Here is a 17182-nt window from a genome sequence, read left to right on the forward strand (position 1 = left end):
GCTCCTTAGCGGTTACGCCACTGCGCGATGATCACGCGCATTATTTCGTTGGTACCTTCCAGGATCTGGTGAACCCGGGTATCGCGTACATGACGCTCCATCGGGTACTCGCAGATGTAGCCATAACCTCCGAACAGCTGCAACGCATCGTTGCAGATCTGAAAGCCGGCATCGGTGGCGAAGCGCTTGGCCATCGCACAGTAAGTGGAGGCCTGAGAATCTCCGGCGTCGAGCTTCCAGGCCGCCAGCCGCACCATCTGCCGCGCCGCCACCAACTCTGTCAACATGTCCGCCAGCTTGAAGCGGGTAGCCTGGAAGTCGGCGATGGCGGCGTCAAACTGGCGCCGCTCCTGCACATAGTCGCCAGTTCCTCGACGATCAGGCTGGCATCCAGCCTGCTCATGCCCAGGCCGCCCGCGCGTTCGGGGGTATACATGCCCATGAATCCCAATTCGCCGGCTGCCGCCAGTACCTCTTTGGGAAAGATGGACTCTGCGTCCCAGCGCGCAGCGTGGGGCGCCAACTGGCCCTGCGCGAATGCGCGGGCGCTGTCGACAAAAGCCTTCTGGTCTTCGTTGCGTGAAAAGTCCAAGTCCTTGCCTCCCGGACGCAAAGCCGCGCCTGGCGCGGCTCAGTGGCGTTATTGTGAAGCGCTAGCCTCGTGGGTTGCAAAAGGAACTTCCGCCAGCAGTTGCTGGTTGGCGGGATTGGTGACCGGCAGCTTTTCACTGCTGGTGCTTTGCATGAATTCACCGTTGATGTACAACGGAACCTGACGTGCCATGACGATTACCTGCGGGTTTGATGGTTGTGCTTATAAACATAGCACTGCCAACCGCTATTGCACATTGTCGAAATTGCGTATCATATGGACTATATTGTTGCATTAAATGCCCCAAAAGTGTCTGTTCTGGAATATTAGCGATGATCACCACGTCCCAATGGCCCCTCCCGGCCGAGGGTATACGGTTTCTGACACCGGCTTTCATGCTGGAACAGCTGCACCGTCACCCACTCACCCGCGACTGTTACCCGACCGCGATGGGCTACTATCCCCATGCCCGTGGACACCGCATGCGCCGGCCGCGTCACGATGACAACCTGCTGCTGTACTGTGTCGACGGCCGTGGCCGATTACGGTTGGGAGAGCAGCGCCACGATATAGGCGGCGGCGACCTGATGCTGCTGCCCCAGGGTCTGGCTCACAGCTACGCCGCCAGCAGGGAACAACCATGGAGCCTGTACTGGGTGCATTTCCAGGGAGTGAGCAGCCGCATTTTCATGGAGTACCTGGGCTACCGTCCCGGCAAGGCCGTGGTTCACGCCGGTATTGCACCGCCGCTGATCGCCGGCTTTCACAGCCTGCTGGCGGTAACCAAGACCGGCTACAGCAGCAGCGCCTTCATCAATGCCGCCAACCAGTGCCGGCACCTGTTCACCCAGTTCGTGCTGGAGACCAACCGCCAGCGCGCGACCCACCCCGCGGGCATGGACCTCGAAGCCATTCAGAACACCATGCAGGAAAACATTCACCGCACACTGGAGCTGGAGGAACTGGCAGCCATCGCCCACCTGTCCAAATACCATTTCTCCAACCGCTACAAGGCCCTGACCGGTTACTCCCCGATCAAGCACTTCCTGCACATGAAGATCGAGTACGCCTGCCAGCTGCTGGACAGCTCTGAGCTGAGCGTGAAGGCCATCGCCGATGCAGTTGGCTATGACGACGCGCTGTACTTTTCCCGCCTGTTTCGCCAGACCATGGGGCTGTCGCCGCGGGCCTATCGCAGCTCGGTACGCAAGTAGCCGCCGGCTGGTATCAGTCGGGGCCGCGGCGGTAGACCTCCGGGTTGACGCAGTGGGGCATGGGCTCACCGCTCAGGGCCGCGATCGCGTTATCGGCGGCAATATCGGCCATGCGCGCACGGGTGCGGGCAGTGGCACTGCCGATATGTGGTGCAAGTACCACATTGGGCAGACCCAGCAGCGGGTGATCCTCGGGCACCGGCTCTTCCTCAAATACATCGATGCCAGCGGCGAACAGCGCGCCACTGGCCAGCGCTTCAGCCAGCGCCCGTTCGTCGACGATACCACCGCGCGCGGTGTTGACCAGCACCGCGCCGGGCTTCATCAGCGCAATACGGCGCGCATCCAGCAGGCCACAGGTCTCGGCCGTCAACGGCAGGTGGAGACTGACAAAATCGCTGCTTTGCAGCAGTGTATCCAGCTCTACCAGGCTGATACCCGGCAGTTGCCGGGGGCTGCGGTTCCAGGCCTGCACCTGCATGCCAAACGCCGCAGCGCGGCGGGCCACCGCCTGACCGATGGCTCCCAGGCCGACGATACCCAGGGTGGCACCCTCGACGTCCTTCCCAGTGAAAAAGTCCGGTGACCACCGGTTTTCACGGCGCCATTCCCCCTGACGCACAAACCGGTCCGCCTCCACGATCCGGCGCGCAGCCGCCAGCAGCAGCGCGAAAGTGGTGTCGGCGGTGGTTTCCACCAGCACGCCCGGCGTATGGCCCAGCGGAATACCGCGCTCGGTCAGCGCGGCGACATCCACATGGTCGACACCCACCGACATGCTGGATACGAACTTCAGCTGGGGCATGGCCTCAACCAACTCGCGGTCAATCCGGTCCGTCAGCAGACATAGCAGGCCCTGGCAGCCGGCCAACTCCTCCCGCAATGCCTCCGCGGCAAGCAGGCCCGGACCCAGCCAGACGTTCATATCGCAGTGCGCTGACAATGCGAGAATACGCTCGCCCGGCAGGGCGTGAGTCACGAATACTTTTTTATCCATGCAATGAGCATACCTCAATCTCGCCACCCCGCAACAGGCGACCGCCCGATTCCGCGGGCAGTCCGGAGGCCATCACTTGTACTGTAAGCTGTTCCAGTTATGATGGACTGATAATCCGGGGAACATCCCCAGCCGGCCACAGTCCAAGTCCGCCAACAGTACGCAGGCCCACCAGACCCAGCCGGCGACATCATTCAGAACAGGCCACAAGCATGAATCAATCCAGCGCTGCACTCAACGGCGACCTCAGCCAGCGCATCGTCGTCGACACGTCATCCATGGACTGGAGCCCCGGTCCCGTGGACCACGTCCTGCACAAATGGCTGCACCGCACAGGGCCGGACGAATCGGCGCAGCTCACTTCGCTGGTACGCTACGAGCCCGGTGCGCGACTTCCTGCCCATGACCACCCCAGGGAGAAGAGATCCTGGTGCTGGAGGGCACCTTCTCCGACGAACACGGTGACTGGCCAGCGGGCAGCTATCTGCTGAACCCGGAGGGATCCCACCATTCCCCATTTTCCGAACAGGGATGTCTGCTGTTCGTAAAGCAACGCCAGTATCCGGGTGCCAGTCGCGAACATGTGTCCGTGAAAACCCACGAGCGCTCGTGGCAGCCCTCAGTGCGCAAAAACACCAGCTGGAAGAAGCTCTATGCCCAGGAGCCCTATACCGATTTCATGCGACTGGAGAGCTGGGACACGCCGGCGGAAATCGGTCAGATCAACTTCCCCCACGGCGCCGAGATCCTGGTCCTGAAAGGCAGTTTTGCCGACCAGTACGACAGCTTCCCCACCTATTGCTGGCTACGCATCCCCACCGGTGGCGCAATCAACCCCACCAGCAATGACTATTGCGAGTTGTACATCAAGGAGGGGGCTTTAGCTATCTGCGCAGCGCGTAGTGCTTCAGGATTTGATAGCTTCATTGAGAAACTGTCGCAATACCCTGGCGCAGGCGGAAAGATCCACACGATCTGGATCCACACTGTACTGGCCGATCAGTCCATCCAGGGTTGCCTGTATAACATCCGCTAAAGCGCTGGACTTCAACTTGAAGGAGCATCCCTCCTTCTTGCAGTCCTCGATCAGGCGTCGAAGAAACGCTCGTTGCGTCTGATTCGTGTCCGACATGTACTCCTTTTTCTCTTCGAGATTACCAAAGCTGCCGAGGACATCGATATAGAGCAAAAATGATTCATAGTTTTTCTGGACATAACTGGCAAATGCATTGGGAAGCTCCAGCAACTTGTCTCTGGCCGTACTTTTCTTCTCCAGTTGAGCGCTGAGAAAACTGCCATAAGTGTTCAGAATATCCTCGAGAACAGCCTTTCCCAATTCGGATTTGCTGCCATAGTGATAAAGAATGACCCCCTTGCTGATATCCGCGGCTTCAGCAATATCCGAAAGAGACGCCTGATTAAACCCCACACGTATAAAAAGGTCGCGAGCTATCTCTTGAATCTGCTTCTGGCGCGCCTCCTCAATAAACGTGGGTTTGCTGCGCTTGGCTCTAACCATAATGGATGTCTTCTTTCATAGTTCTCTGGAGAGTATCGAAACTAGTCATCGGCAGCACATGGATGCCTGAACCGCCCAACTACATACATCATCATATTAGAATGTTTTATCCAAGGCAAAAGGAACGTTTCATAACACTATCCACCGGACCAGACTTTGCGCCCACCCCCAAAACCACCTTAATTCCATCGGACATTTATTTGACTGACGTGCAGTTTTTGGTAGACTACTTGGCAGTGCATTTCACGCCATCATCCCAAGAATGGTCAGCCTCTCCTGGCATGGGAATGCCGGCCACGCAGCGTGAACGCCTGGCCGGCGCCTCCCATGACAGGGGCAAGGGGTAGCCGAAGCCACAACAGATCAGTACTCATTGAGGCCGGCATGTCGGAAAAAGAGGACACTCCCATAAAATACTGGCAGATCAGCGCCTATGCGGGACCGGCCATGATCACCAGCCTTGCATGGATGCCGCTGGGCTACGTCATCGTGAAATTCTATGCCAAGTACACCAGTCTGGACATAGCAACCATCGGAACTATTATCCTGTTCGCCCGACTATTCGATGCAGTCAGCGACCCGGCCATCGCCTGGCTTTCGGACAGCATGCCCACGAAATGGGGACGGAGGAAGCCGTGGATTGTTCTGAGCGCGCCCATTACCGCCACAGGGTTCGCGCTGATCTTCATGCCTCCTAGCGACATTCACTGGACCTATTTCCTGGCGGCGAACATAACCCTTTATGTTGGCTGGACATTCTTCGAGATAACCCACATAGCCTGGGGTCTGGAGGTCGTACACAGGCCGGAACAACGCGCCAGGCTCGGGGTCACCTTGAAGGTGTTTGCATACATCGGTTCGCTTCTCTTCTTTGCCTTTCCATTCATATTCAATCCCGACCCCCAATCATCCGAATTCACTCAGCCGGTCATGAAAGCGCTGGGGCTCACAATAGCAATTAGCTTTCCTTTGCTCGCGCTGTTTTCCGTAAACGTGGTACCACAAGAGGCCAGGGCCCACTCATCACCTTATTCCTTTATCGAGACAATAAGAGAAATAATCGGTAGCCGGACCTTTCGGTTCTATGCGGCAGCTTTCATATGTTGGGCCTGCGCCGATGCAATTATCGTTGCCCTTTTTCTCGTCTATGTGGATGTGTATCTGGATCTATCAATGTATGAAGGTGCGATATTGCTCGCTGCATACTGCAGCCGCCTGGTCGCTGCACCGTTTGCCTACCGCCTGCTGAAGAACTTTTCCCACAAGACACTATGGTGTTACGCGACCTGCGCAAATGCTCTTCTCATGCCCATGGTTGCCATTTTCCCCACGGGCCCAGGAGCAATGGGAATCATAATGACTTACGCTGCAATAATAGGCGTTGTCGACTGCCTGATCGGAATACTCGTAATTACCTTGCTAGGCCAAGTCATCGACGATGACAGCGCCAGAACCCATCACGACAAAGCGGCCAGTTACAAGGCGGCAACAAATCTTATCGAAAAAACCGGCCGCGCACTCGGCACCAGCAGCAGTCTGATCATTGTCGGGTCCTCCGGATTAACTGTAGGCGGTGAAAGCAGCGATCTCTCCATAGTAACTCTGATAGCAGTCCTGGCGGTAGTACCGCCTTTACTCAACCTGATGTCTTCGTTCCTTATGAGCAAATTCCCAACCCAAAGTGAACATGTCCGGGAAGCCTTTGCAATTGAGCTTTCCAAATGAACACACAATGCAAGATGCTTCACCACCTGTCCGCTCTTGAACTGGCTGAGCGCATAAGGGATAGACGCCTTAGCGCTGAAGAGGTCACGGCCTTCTTTCTGGATCGTATTTTTCAGTACGATGAAATAATAAACGCGTTTGTCTTTGTCGATACCGAGAACGCCCTGTCTGCGGCCAGGGAGGTGGACAGGAAAATCTCTACCGGCCATGCTGTGGGGCGCCTTGCTGGTGTTCCCTTTGGAGTAAAGGATTTCACGCACGTAAAATACATGCCAACAATGGAAGGCTCCCGCATACTCGGTGAAGCAGTACTCCAAGGCAAGGACGATCCTGTTATAGAGCGGCTCAGGAATGCCGGTGCAATACCTTTGGGTAAAACGAATGTTCCCGAGTTCGGCATGCACTCGGCGACCTACAATGAACGATTCGGCATTACCCGCAACCCATGGAATACTCAGCGTACACCTGGGGGCAGCAGCGGCGGCTCTTCCGCAGCTGTGGCCGCCGGCCTCGTGCCCTTTGCGACCGGCACGGATGGCGGCGGCTCAATAAGGACGCCTGCTGCATACTGTGGCTTACTGGGGCTCAAGACGACTCATGGGCTCATACCCAGCCGCGATGGAAGCTCACTGCTATCATGCCTGGGCTTTTTGACAACCACGGCGGCAGACACTGCCGTCCTCCTGGATTTGAGCTGCGGACCTCATTTGCTTGACAGAATGTCTCTTCCCAGACCAGCCGAAGCTTTCGAGCGCCTGATCAGCCGGGGAAGCCTCAAGGGGCTCAAGGCCGCGTGGTCACCTGACTTCGGATATGCACCAATGGAGCCGGAGGCCGTGGATATAGCGCGAAAGTGTTTCGAGACAGTAGTCCAGAATAGTGGCCTTGATCTTTCAAACTATTCGTACCGTCCACCCAACGTCTATCGGGCCTGGGTTATGGAATCCCTTAATTTCCTGAAAGATGCACTTGCAGCAGAAGGCCTTGATATTCGCCAACTCGATACTCGGACACAAGGTCTTCTGCAGACTTTTTCCAAGTCGAGTGCAGCAGAGCACATTAGAATGCAGAAGGAATTCCTTGAACTGGAAAATACTGTAGCAGACCTGTTTTCGCAGGTAGACCTCCTGTTCACCCCCGCCACTTCCTGCCCCGCATTCGGAGCCAGCGAAGAAATCCCTGCAAATATCGCTGGAAAGGATGCAACATGGACAGGCGCGGAACCTCTGTCAATGTTTGCCAATATTGCTGGAATTCCGGCCATCTCAATTCCCGCAGGTACGACCAGTGACGGCCTTCCAGTAGGCCTGCAGATCGCAGCCCGCCGGCATGAGGACAAGTTACTGTTGCGCCTGGCCCAACTAATGGAAACCGTACAGCCCTGGCCACGGACAGCGCCGGATTTCTGGTAGCCTGTGACTGGGTGTCGATAGAGCCCGGGGAAATGCTTTCACAGCAGGAGCCGGACTATTCCGGAGTCGGCCGAAAAACCTGCCTCTTCAGCGCAAGTTTATCTACCTTGCCATTGGGCAATAACGGAAACGCCTCCACCAACTGAAATGCCTTGGGAATTTTATAGTTTGCCAGACTACTACGGCAATGAGCCTTTAACCGTTCTTCTGATAACAGGCTGCTACTACCCAACACAAAGGCGTGACCGACTTCCGAATAAACCGGATCGTTGACACCGACCACAACTGCCATTTCGACGCCTTCACAACTTTCAATTACTTGTTCCACTTCAGAGGGATACACATTGTAGCCTCCCGACTTGTACATCTCCGACTTCCTGCCCGTAATGCAAAATGCGCCATCTTCCCTTTGGAATGCAAGATCACCGGTATGCAACCAGCCGTCACCATCCAGTGTACTTTCTGTTGCCGATGGATTGTTCCAGTACCCTTTCATCAGAAAGCCCCCTCTTACGCGGATTTCTCCAACTTCCCCGGGATACGTTGGCGCACCGTTGTCGGAAAACAGGGCGACCTCATATTCAGGAGGAGGCCACCCGGCTGTTTCGGCATAGGTTACATCACTACAGGAAGAATCTCTCACGTACAGAACGTTACCTGTAGTCTCCGTCAATCCGTACACACTGGCGAGATTGGGCGCGTATTGACGCAGACGCCGCACAAGATCAATGGAGGCCTTGTTTCCGCCCCATACTATGAATCTTAAGGATGACAGATCATACTTGTCCACGTCAGGCTGGGAAAAGATGGCCAGCAGCATAACTGGTATCTGGCCCAGGTGGGTGAGCTTTTCCGTCTCTATGGTCTTCAGGACGCCTTGCGGATCAAAAGACTCCATGAATACCAGCGTGGCCCCTGCAACCAGTGTTGTACAGCACACATCCCCAACACATGCGATGTGATTAATCGGAAAGTTACAAAGGATTCGCTGCCCCTGAAATCCCAGATTGTACTTAGTATCAACCAGCGAGCAGTATGTCAGCCCCCTGTGCGTTAGCACGGCCCCTTTTGGTTTTCCCGTTGTGCCGGACGTGTACACAATAAGACACGGACTGTCAGTGCTGACTTTTTCGCGCGCCTCCGATAGCCGTGAATCACTGACCTTTTCTCCCTGAAGTAAAAATGCATCCTTCGTCCACATGCCATCAGGCAGTGTAGCGTCGGCATCCACAACTATTGTCGTCGACTGTTTCGGTAGATTTTTGACTGCAAGAAGATCTTCTTTGTAACTTCTGTCTCCTATATCCCTTCTCGAAAAGATGATATCAGGCTGACAGTCTTCCAGAGGATGTAGCAGCTCCCGCCTCGTATACTTGGGGTTGAGACCAACCCAAATACCACCAATTGACACAGTTGCAAGAAATATCAAAAAGAACTCGGGACAAGGTGGCAGCAAGGTCGCGACCCGATCGCCCGGTTTCAGTCCATGTCCTATCAGGGCCCTGGCAATTTCGTCAACTCGATGGGCACAATCGCGGTAGGTCAGGCGATGGTCATCTGAAACAAGCATCTCCCTATCGGGAAATTTCCTTGAACCATGGAACAGATAGTCACTTACACGCTCCAGTTCCGGCGGCATTATACCGGGCGAGTTAGCGGGAAACACCATCAGCTATCTCCATAATGTCAGTGGGACCTGCGTACATAGTAACTTTCCTGTATTCGACAACGCTGTACTGAGATCCAGGATCCTGAACAGAATTGATTGGAAATGATGCCGGAGGAGGCTCTTCTAATGTGCGATTGACCCGGGGCCCGCTAGATTTCGGGAATTCCTCCGCTGCCGATCATGTTCCATATATACAGCTGCCACGAAAGTATACTGATGCCGAGAGCGCCAAATGTCGCTGAAAAAATGACCAGTGGATAGTTCGATCTGATTCTGGCATAGAAGAACAATGCGATCAGTATCGCAGTCAATATCGCTATCAGGAGTACAGGTAAATAGAAGAACATTCTTTGGGTAATTGACGCCCCATAAATGAGCTCCTGTGTGAGTACTTGCGGTAGCCCAAAAACGAAGGCAAACGCTACAATTGCCCCCAAGGGCACCAAATACATCAAAAGCCGTTCGGAAACGTAACCCTCATGCTTCGCTATTCCAGCACGAGTTCCTCCAAATGACTTTATCAGCCTGATAACTGGGTAGAACGAGCCGATAATCAGCAGGGAAAGCGCGCCCAGCAACAGCACAATGTGTAAAGTTAGTCCTTCCCTTGAAGGGGTTTCTTCGAAGTGAAATGTTGCCAACCGGGAAAAGTACAGATTGCGCCCACCCGATGCTGCATCCACTGTTACAATCAGGGCACCCAACTCCTCGTTTGCAGTGGAGCTCGCGTCATCCGGTACATATATTCCGTCCTGGTGGCGCCTGTATATATATTCTTCTCCCGCCACATCGACAGATATCCTTCGATCGTCGATGGAATCAATTGTAATTCCGGTCATCAGGGGCCAAACCAGCTTTTCAATAGTGGAATGATTTCTTCGCGTGGATACATATGACCCTTCGACCTCATCAGCGGGGTCATCAACCCGCTCCCCGGATTGAAGCCCCCAGCGCTCTCCGCTGCCGGGAAAGAATTCATCCATAAACCGTTGCATGAAAACCGCTTTCGCAGCGCCGGTAGAATCCGAGTTGAATGCTATGAAGACCGAAATATTCTTTGATGGGACCAGGTAGAGTTTGGACGAGAAATAGTCGATATCCCCACCGTGGCCAATAGTTCTATAGCCGCTGTACAGGCCTTCAATGAATCCAAGAGCCACTCCGGCCGTCTGGGGTATATTGCTGAATTGATGGCTGTGCATTGTCTCAAGAGTGTCTGGGCCTGGCCAGACACTATCGGACATACCCATCAAGTGCGCGCGGGAAAACCGCGCCATATCCACAGCTGTAGAAAGTGCCGCCCCGTCGGGATAGCGCTTCATGAACTCAAAACCACCTTCCCGATATCCATCCTGTTCTCTGGAATAGCCTTTTACCATATCAACAATGAGATGATCAGGCACAGGTTGACGAAAGGTCGAATGGTTCATCCCGGCGGGCCCGAATATGTTCTCCTCCACATACTCGTAGAATCGTTGCCCGGAGACCCTTTCGACAATATATCCTGCAAGCGCAGCACCGTAGTTGGAGTAGGCCGTATACTTTTCAGGTGGGGCAACACGCAATGGGACGAACGCCTTCAACGCTTCACCCAGGGTCGGCAGGGCCTCCACCGTTCGGGCGCTGCCGCCTATGTTTGTGTCCTCGAATCCGGGAGTGTGGGTAAGAAGATGCCATAACGTAATGGGCTTGTTGAATGTATCGGGAATGCTGAAATCCAGGTATTCGTTTATATCAGCGTCCAACTCCAACTGACCTTGTTCTGCCAGCTGCATAACCGATGTCCAAACGAACAGTTTGGATATGGATGCGATCCTGAAAAGGTGTTTACGAGAATCTACCTCAACCGACTGTTCTATATCCGCAAATCCGTGACCCGCGACTACAATTTCTCTACACCCTTCGGTAATGGCCAAAGTTGCCCCGGGGATTTCATTGGCCTCCATCAGTCGGGGGAGTGTCTTGTCCACGAAGGATTTAACCTTTGCAGGCTCGAGATGTCTCGTCATGTTTGGCTGTTCCACACAGCCATCCATCGTAGTGGCAAATCCAGGAATTGGACAAAGTACCAGTAGACACAAGCATAGTAGTAGCGCGGAGCTTTTCAATCCGATAGATGGATAGCTACTGGCCGATGAGGCTGATATTGACTGCATAATCTGCTTTACCGATAAATCAGAGAATTAGAGTATTCTTTTCTGTACGTAGGGTGAGAGCATGGAGCGCATAATACTGGCATAGCCGAGCTTGAAGCTAAGCACATCGCCCAGTTCAGGAGCACTTTTACAATCCTCAACATCCAATACCAGATGGTCACTGCTCGCACCGATAACTTTGATACCCTCCTCTATTGGGAAGAGCTGCTGGTCGTCAATATCCAGTTTCCCAAGAGCACATATCGCTCTCGATCTTAGACCCTTGTTTACAAAGGCCGGGGCCTTTCCAAAACCGGTTCCACCGGTTGATCCAGAGGGCGCGGACGGCTTGGAGTATCTTTCTATTATCTCTGCCCTGATCATGAAGCAATCATCATGGGCTCCAGCAATAGCTTGGTCATCCACGGTTTCCCTTCCCCGGAGAAACGCCTCGCCTATACGGAGCTGATTATAGAATGACGAATTCGGTTGCTTTAACAAAAGGGAAAGATTGGAGGAGTTGCCTCCGGAAACCGTCTGAAGAAAGATTCCCTGTTCCATTTCAACGACTTCCTTCATACGTCGCAATTCATTCATTTTCTCCAACGTCGGCAAGGCGCCCCCTATACAGCAGAAATTTGCACCAATCCCTTCGAGTTTTATTCCGGGTAAAGACATAATATTGGCCAGGGCATCGTAGAGTGCGCTAGCGCCATAGACGCCCTCTCTCATATCCCCCATGTCGATCATCACGATCACGCTATGAGTTTGTCCCCTTTTACTTGCGCATCGGGACAATGCCCTTGCTGTTTCATAATGTGAAACCAGAGAGATATCGGCGTATTCCACGACCTCATCAATCTCGCTTGGAGCAGGAAGCCGCAATAGCATTCTTCGCCCCGGTAGATTTCGCATCTTCTTGAGGTTTTGAATGCGTGAATCGCCCAGCACATTGATTCCATTATCGGTAAATACCTCTGCAATCAACGGGTGGGCGCAAAAACCTTTTGTTACAGCCACAGCATCAATGTTACTTCTATCAAGAATCGCTTTGATCGCTCGTATATTTCCAGCCAGCCTATCTCTACTGACCACCAGCTCGGGGAACATTTAATAGCGGATATTCATTGGGACACCGTGTCCCTGGCGGCTGATTGAAGGCCCTCGAGACCGGCCGCAAGGTCATCTGTCGTCGGCCAGCCATATCCAATTCTGAAATATCGGTCACTTTGATCAAACCAGCGTCCGGGACCAACAAAGGTTCTGTAATCATCAAACAACGTGTTGTAGAATTTACTCGTGTCGATCTCTATCTCTGGCCGGAACCGGGCCAGACACACAACTCCACCAGCTGGCTCAACCCATTCAAATACGCTCTGGTCTGCCATCCAGTTCTTTAGCAATTGGAAGTTCTTGTGGTTCTTCTTGTTGGTTTCTTCAAGCAATTCCTGCTTCTTCTTAAGTACCTCGAGCGCTATGTGCTCATCCACAATGGAGTTACATATTATGATCTGCTCTTTCGTGGCAAGAAACCTCTCCATGAGCTCCAGATCCTGGCTCGCTAGCCAACCGATACGAATTCCGGGCACACCATAGGACTTGGATACGGACTCGACGCTAACAGCTTTGCTGCTGAGACTGGCCGCGGTCGGAAGCTTTTCTCCAAACGTCAGTTCACGATAGGTTTCGTCAACGAGCAGATAGCAATCGTGTTGCTCCGCAATCCGTACAAGCTCATCCAGTTCGTCCCGGCTTATCATCACGCCCGACGGGTTGTGGGGATAGGTTACACTGATCAGCTTTGTACCTGAATGAACTCGCGACTTCACTTCGTCCAGGTCCAGCCGGAAGCCGTCGTCAAAGCTCAATTTTATCAGATCAATGTTGATGTCAAGCGAGCGGGGAACCTCGATATTGGTAGCGTAGTTTGGCTGAATAACGAGCACACTGTCTTTTGGTGACAGTATAGTGGCATTAATGACAAACAGCGCCATACAGGCTCCGGAACAAACCAGCACATTCTCGGCGTTGAGCCCATAGTGACTGTTGCCGATTATCTCCTTGAGCTCCTGCACACCGCCGTGACTTCCGTAATGCAGGAGCAGATCGTCCAAATGAATACCTATCTCGGAGAGACGCTTATCCATTATCGAGCTTTCAGACAGGTTATAACGGATATTGTCGTAACCTATCTCCTCCGGTGACTCCTTTTCCATTACCATACGCTTGAAATACATACTCTACACTCTTAGCTCAATATTGGGCACACAGGTCCAGCAAGCCACCATGCTCCTAAGTACGGTGACTTGCTCTTACTCACAATCCATAGCGGGAACAGCGGTCAGTTCTTATTCAGAAACTGGCCTGAAGTTGAACGCCAAAGGTGCGTGGGCGATTTCTAACAAAGCTTGCCAGCGCATCGCCGAGAAGCGAATCATTGAAGAAGAATGAGTCCATCTCGGCCCGCTCATCAGTCAGGTTCTTTGCATAAATACTGGCCGTCCAGTTTCCAACACTCAACCCCGCGCGTATATCGAGGGTCTGGTAGTCATCGAGTTCGTAACCGGGATCACCGACAACATCCACACCGGCTTTACGTTCCCCAACATGTCTCCAATCGACGCGCACTGAGGCGGTATTCCCGCCTTTTGTTTGAACTGAATACTCCCCGAACAGTGCAGCCGAGAATTCAGGTGCAAAAGGTAACTTAGCTCCATTGGGTATCAATCCTGACGAAGTTTCGGTCTCCTCATCCACCTCTGCTTCGTTGACACCCAGAAAGGCACCGATCTGGAGTGCGTCGGAGGGACTAGCAACAGCCTCTATTTCCAATCCTGTACTACTGGATTTACCGGCATTAACCGTAAATTCGGGTCCCGGTACGTTCTGGAAGCTGCGATCGAGCTGAATGTCCTTCCAGTCAATATAGAATGCAGCCATATTGAGGCTCAGGCGGTTGTCAAACATTCGCAGCTTCAAGCCCACTTCATAGTTATCGGTTGAATCTGAATCGAAGGTCGACAGTGCCCCCTCCTCTTCCGGTGTAAGAAGGTCCAGTATATCCAGCACCCTGTCATTCACCCCGCCTGGTCGAACACCTTGAGAAAACAGGGCATAGAAAGTGCTGCTATCGGTAGGTTGATAGCTGGCCGCCAGTTTGAAGAGTACATCATCCTCCTTGATCTGGGGCGTACGCAGAACGCTTTCAAAACCAAATGTCACCAGGCTGAATGTACCGAAATCAAGGTTGGAGTTGATCTCCTCCTCGAACCAGCGAGCCCCTGCGGTCAACGTAAGCTTGTCCGAGAGGTTATAATTGAGCTCCCCGAATATTGCCAACTGCTCGAAGTCCGCTTTATTATCCTGGGTAAATACACGCGGATCGCCGATAATGGCGCCGATCACATCGTTCTCTATGCTTACATCTTCGCTATACTTTCGGTCACGATAAAACGCACCTACCAGCCAATCCACCTTGTTTGTGCCCTTTGATACAACTCTCAATTCCTGTGTAAATGTTTCGATGGAGCGATCGAATAGCTGCGTAGTCACGTCGCTGGGCGCAAAGGCAGCCCCTATAATGGCATTAGTCAGTATGTCATCGTCGCGACTGGACATCTCCCTGTCGAGGTAGGAGGTATTGGATACAATATCGGCCCACCCCATGTCATAATTGGCCTCAATCGAGTATATCTTCAGGTCTTCATCGAGGTCGTTGGGTCCATTGGCGTATCCGGTGAGATCCGGCAGTGCGATTGCATCTACAACACCTGCGTTGGCTTCCTGTTTCTGGTAGAGAAGACTCGGAGTGATTTCAAAACGGTCAGATAACTGGAGCTTTGCTGCGACCTTCACATACGTGGAATCCATGCCATTTACATCGTCTTCCACGGAACCCGTCATCGACGTAGCATCTATATAACCACCCTGCTCCTTGCGGGTGGCAGTAATGCGCAGCGCAGCAGTGTCTTCGATGATCGGCAGATTTACTGCCCCACTCAATCGATAACTCATTTCCCCATGCCGTGTTGTTTCCACAGATGTAAAGATCTCACTGGAATAGTCGTTCAGCTCAGGTTGTTTTGTAATAATTCGGATTGTTCCACCCAGCGACCCTTCTCCATAGAGCGTCCCCTGCGGCCCTTTTAGAACTTCCACTCGCTCAATATCGAAAAGAGCAACATCAAAATTGGCAAACCCATCTGATATGGGCGTTTCATCAAGATACAGCCCCACCGTTGCAAACTGACTGAATTGTTCACTCAATGCAGCGATTCCACGAATATTGAACCCACCTCCACGCTTGGGGCTTGCATTCAGGTTTAAATTGGGCACCAGGGAGGTAACATCTTCAACACCCACCAGGCCCAGCTTTTTCACATCATCGCCTGAAATCGCTTGAATACTCTGGGGAAGATCCATTAGCGAGGCATCGCGCTTTGACGCTGATACAATAATTTCTTCGAGAACAAGCTCTTGCGCAATGCCAACGGACGACGAAAGTGATGCCAGCAGTATGGCGTTTACCCGGAGAGCCCCGTGAAATGACGGTATTATTCTAAAAAGCATTCCTTACCTCCCACCTTGATATCTGAGAAATCCAAAAAATGGCAAACTATTACTGTGCATTAATTTAACCACTGGACAGATTTTAGTCCGTTATTTTATTCCGGTCAACTTTTAAAGCACTATAATATCCGGGTGCTACTCAAACCTTCTGGCAGCGAGGAAATTGCCTCCGCACACATGGCTGCTGCAAATAATTGCAGTTAATTTCCCGCTCAATATTGACCATTGGTCATTTTATTGTATACTTCGCTACAAACCTGCCCCGGACGCGAGCCACGGGGCCAATATAGCAATTTCAAACCCAATTGCGTCCACGGATAACGTGAAAGAACCTCCGCATCGCGGATCGTAATCAGGGAAGTTTTGGTGGATCATTCAGCTTTTCTTTCCCAGGCGCAGCATCTCCGCAAGTTAGGTGTCAATTTCAGGAAAATATTTTGAAGCAGAATACAGGACCGGATAATGATCAATAGCGGAACAAGAGGTGACACTATTCTGTATTCAGAGTATGAGAATGTCGGTATCGTCACGTTTAACCGTCCCGAAACTCTCAATACATTCAGGACACAAGAGTACACATCTTTATCCAGTATACTGTACGACGTGCACTCCTCTCCTCACCTGCGGGCACTAATCATTACGGGCAAGGGTCCGGCCTTTAGTGCCGGACAAGACTTGACTGAACTTGATGGCAAGGCAGTTAACGACCCATCGGATCAACTGAAAAGGCTTGAACAACTGCAGAATCTTACCCAATTGATTGATAGCCTTAGCATTCCCTCTATCGTTGCGTTCAATGGTCTGTCCGTCGGTTTTGGTCTGGAGATTTCTCTGGCCTGCGATTTCAGGATTGCAGCTACAGAAAGTTACTTCATGTTCCCAGAGGTAACACGAGGCCTGTTGCACACCAACGGTACCCTATGGTTTTTACCCAGACTTATCGGGCTGACGGCCGCCAAAGAGATGCTGCTTCAAGGTGGCAAGTTTGACGCAAACTACGCGCTGGAAAAAGGTCTTGTTTCGGCTGTTTATTCCAAGGACGAGCTATTCGAAAAGACGCTGAGCCTGGCACTGAAGCTGTCCCGGAATTCACTGAATTCAATTGCGCTGATCAAGACAATATTGTCTCAGACTTATGATGTTTCCCTGGAACAGATGCTGAAGCTGGAAGCCGATAATTTCCTTGCAATTGTACAGTCGGCGGATTTTAAAGAGGGGGTTTCATCCTTCCTGGAGAAGCGCAATCCGGCGTTTTCGTGATCATTGGCCTACAGCGAAGGAGCCAGTAAAATTGCGAGGTATTTTTTCCAGCACTTTTCCACGTGCAATTATTCGTATTTCCTGTCGAAC

The 17182-nt window shown here is 52.6% G+C and carries 14 protein-coding genes and 2 pseudogenes; 6 read left to right on the plus strand and 10 right to left on the minus strand.

Annotation, left to right across the window (positions count from 1 at the left end; genetic code table 11):
• Positions 1-5: 5 nt before the first annotated feature.
• The 3 genes and pseudogenes from G3T16_RS23350 to G3T16_RS08510 form a co-directional block, all read right to left on the minus strand.
• Positions 6-359 (minus strand): annotated as a pseudogene (locus tag G3T16_RS23350) (acyl-CoA dehydrogenase family protein); the annotation flags it as partial.
• Complete coding sequence (locus G3T16_RS23355) at positions 281-613, minus strand: acyl-CoA dehydrogenase family protein (RefSeq protein WP_456298662.1); 333 nt, start codon at positions 611-613, stop codon at positions 281-283. The pseudogene G3T16_RS23350 and the gene G3T16_RS23355, both read right to left, overlap by 79 nt.
• Before the next feature lie 27 nt (positions 614-640).
• On the minus strand, positions 641-784 hold the full coding sequence (locus tag G3T16_RS08510) for a hypothetical protein (RefSeq protein WP_163494675.1): 144 nt from the start codon (positions 782-784) through the stop codon (positions 641-643).
• Between the two features lie 140 nt (positions 785-924).
• Between G3T16_RS08510 and G3T16_RS08515 the strand changes: the two genes are divergently transcribed.
• Complete coding sequence (locus G3T16_RS08515; RefSeq protein ID WP_163494676.1) at positions 925-1806, plus strand: AraC family transcriptional regulator; 882 nt, start codon at positions 925-927, stop codon at positions 1804-1806.
• A 13-nt stretch (positions 1807-1819) separates the two neighbouring features.
• Here G3T16_RS08515 and G3T16_RS08520 read toward each other — a convergent pair whose 3' ends face one another.
• Positions 1820-2803, minus strand: a complete 984-nt coding sequence (locus G3T16_RS08520; RefSeq protein ID WP_163494677.1) for a 2-hydroxyacid dehydrogenase — start codon at positions 2801-2803, stop codon at positions 1820-1822.
• Between the two features lie 212 nt (positions 2804-3015).
• Here G3T16_RS08520 and G3T16_RS22790 point away from each other — a divergent pair, with 212 nt between their 5' ends.
• Both G3T16_RS22790 and G3T16_RS22795 read left to right on the plus strand, forming a co-directional pair.
• A complete protein-coding gene (locus G3T16_RS22790) occupies positions 3016-3294 on the plus strand; it encodes a cupin domain-containing protein (protein ID WP_197911969.1) in 279 nt (92 codons plus the stop codon).
• A complete protein-coding gene (locus G3T16_RS22795; RefSeq protein WP_332102878.1) occupies positions 3234-3839 on the plus strand; it encodes a cupin domain-containing protein in 606 nt (201 codons plus the stop codon). The genes G3T16_RS22790 and G3T16_RS22795 overlap by 61 nt, the downstream gene beginning before the upstream one ends.
• 300 nt (positions 3840-4139) lie before the next feature.
• On the opposite strand, the pseudogene G3T16_RS22800 reads toward G3T16_RS22795, so the two are convergent.
• A pseudogene (locus G3T16_RS22800) lies at positions 4140-4322 on the minus strand (TetR/AcrR family transcriptional regulator); the annotation flags it as partial.
• Between the two features lie 384 nt (positions 4323-4706).
• Here G3T16_RS22800 and G3T16_RS08535 point away from each other — a divergent pair.
• Positions 4707-6047, plus strand: a complete 1341-nt coding sequence (locus G3T16_RS08535) for an MFS transporter (RefSeq protein ID WP_163494679.1) — start codon at positions 4707-4709, stop codon at positions 6045-6047.
• Positions 6044-7459, plus strand: a complete 1416-nt coding sequence (locus G3T16_RS08540) for an amidase (RefSeq protein WP_163494680.1) — start codon at positions 6044-6046, stop codon at positions 7457-7459. The genes G3T16_RS08535 and G3T16_RS08540 overlap by 4 nt, the downstream gene beginning before the upstream one ends.
• Positions 7460-7514: 55 nt before the next feature.
• Here G3T16_RS08540 and G3T16_RS08545 read toward each other — a convergent pair whose 3' ends face one another.
• The 5 genes from G3T16_RS08545 to G3T16_RS08565 form a co-directional block, all read right to left on the minus strand.
• The gene (locus G3T16_RS08545) at positions 7515-9128 is read right to left on the minus strand and encodes a class I adenylate-forming enzyme family protein (protein ID WP_163494681.1); all 1614 of its coding nucleotides are present in this window, start codon (positions 9126-9128) and stop codon (positions 7515-7517) included.
• A gap of 149 nt (positions 9129-9277) precedes the next feature.
• Positions 9278-11137 carry a serine hydrolase domain-containing protein gene (locus tag G3T16_RS08550; protein WP_163494682.1) on the minus strand — a complete coding sequence of 620 codons (1860 nt, stop codon included), beginning with the start codon at positions 11135-11137 and terminating at the stop codon, positions 9278-9280.
• Between the two features lie 174 nt (positions 11138-11311).
• Positions 11312-12373, minus strand: coding sequence for an alanine racemase (locus G3T16_RS08555; RefSeq protein ID WP_163494683.1), 1062 nt, complete (start codon positions 12371-12373; stop codon positions 11312-11314).
• A 14-nt stretch (positions 12374-12387) separates the two neighbouring features.
• A complete protein-coding gene (locus G3T16_RS08560; protein ID WP_163494684.1) occupies positions 12388-13500 on the minus strand; it encodes an aminotransferase class I/II-fold pyridoxal phosphate-dependent enzyme in 1113 nt (370 codons plus the stop codon).
• Positions 13501-13615: 115 nt separating this feature from the next.
• Positions 13616-15832 (minus strand): TonB-dependent receptor, encoded by a 2217-nt coding sequence (locus tag G3T16_RS08565; RefSeq protein WP_163494685.1) that lies wholly within the window; start codon positions 15830-15832, stop codon positions 13616-13618.
• Positions 15833-16294: 462 nt separating this feature from the next.
• Between G3T16_RS08565 and G3T16_RS08570 the strand changes: the two genes are divergently transcribed.
• Positions 16295-17092 carry an enoyl-CoA hydratase/isomerase family protein gene (locus G3T16_RS08570; RefSeq protein WP_163494686.1) on the plus strand — a complete coding sequence of 266 codons (798 nt, stop codon included), beginning with the start codon at positions 16295-16297 and terminating at the stop codon, positions 17090-17092.
• The last annotated feature ends 90 nt before the right edge of the window (positions 17093-17182 follow it).

The sequence above is a fragment of the Kineobactrum salinum genome (assembly GCF_010669285.1).
Lineage (GTDB): Bacteria > Pseudomonadota > Gammaproteobacteria > Pseudomonadales > Halieaceae > Kineobactrum > Kineobactrum salinum.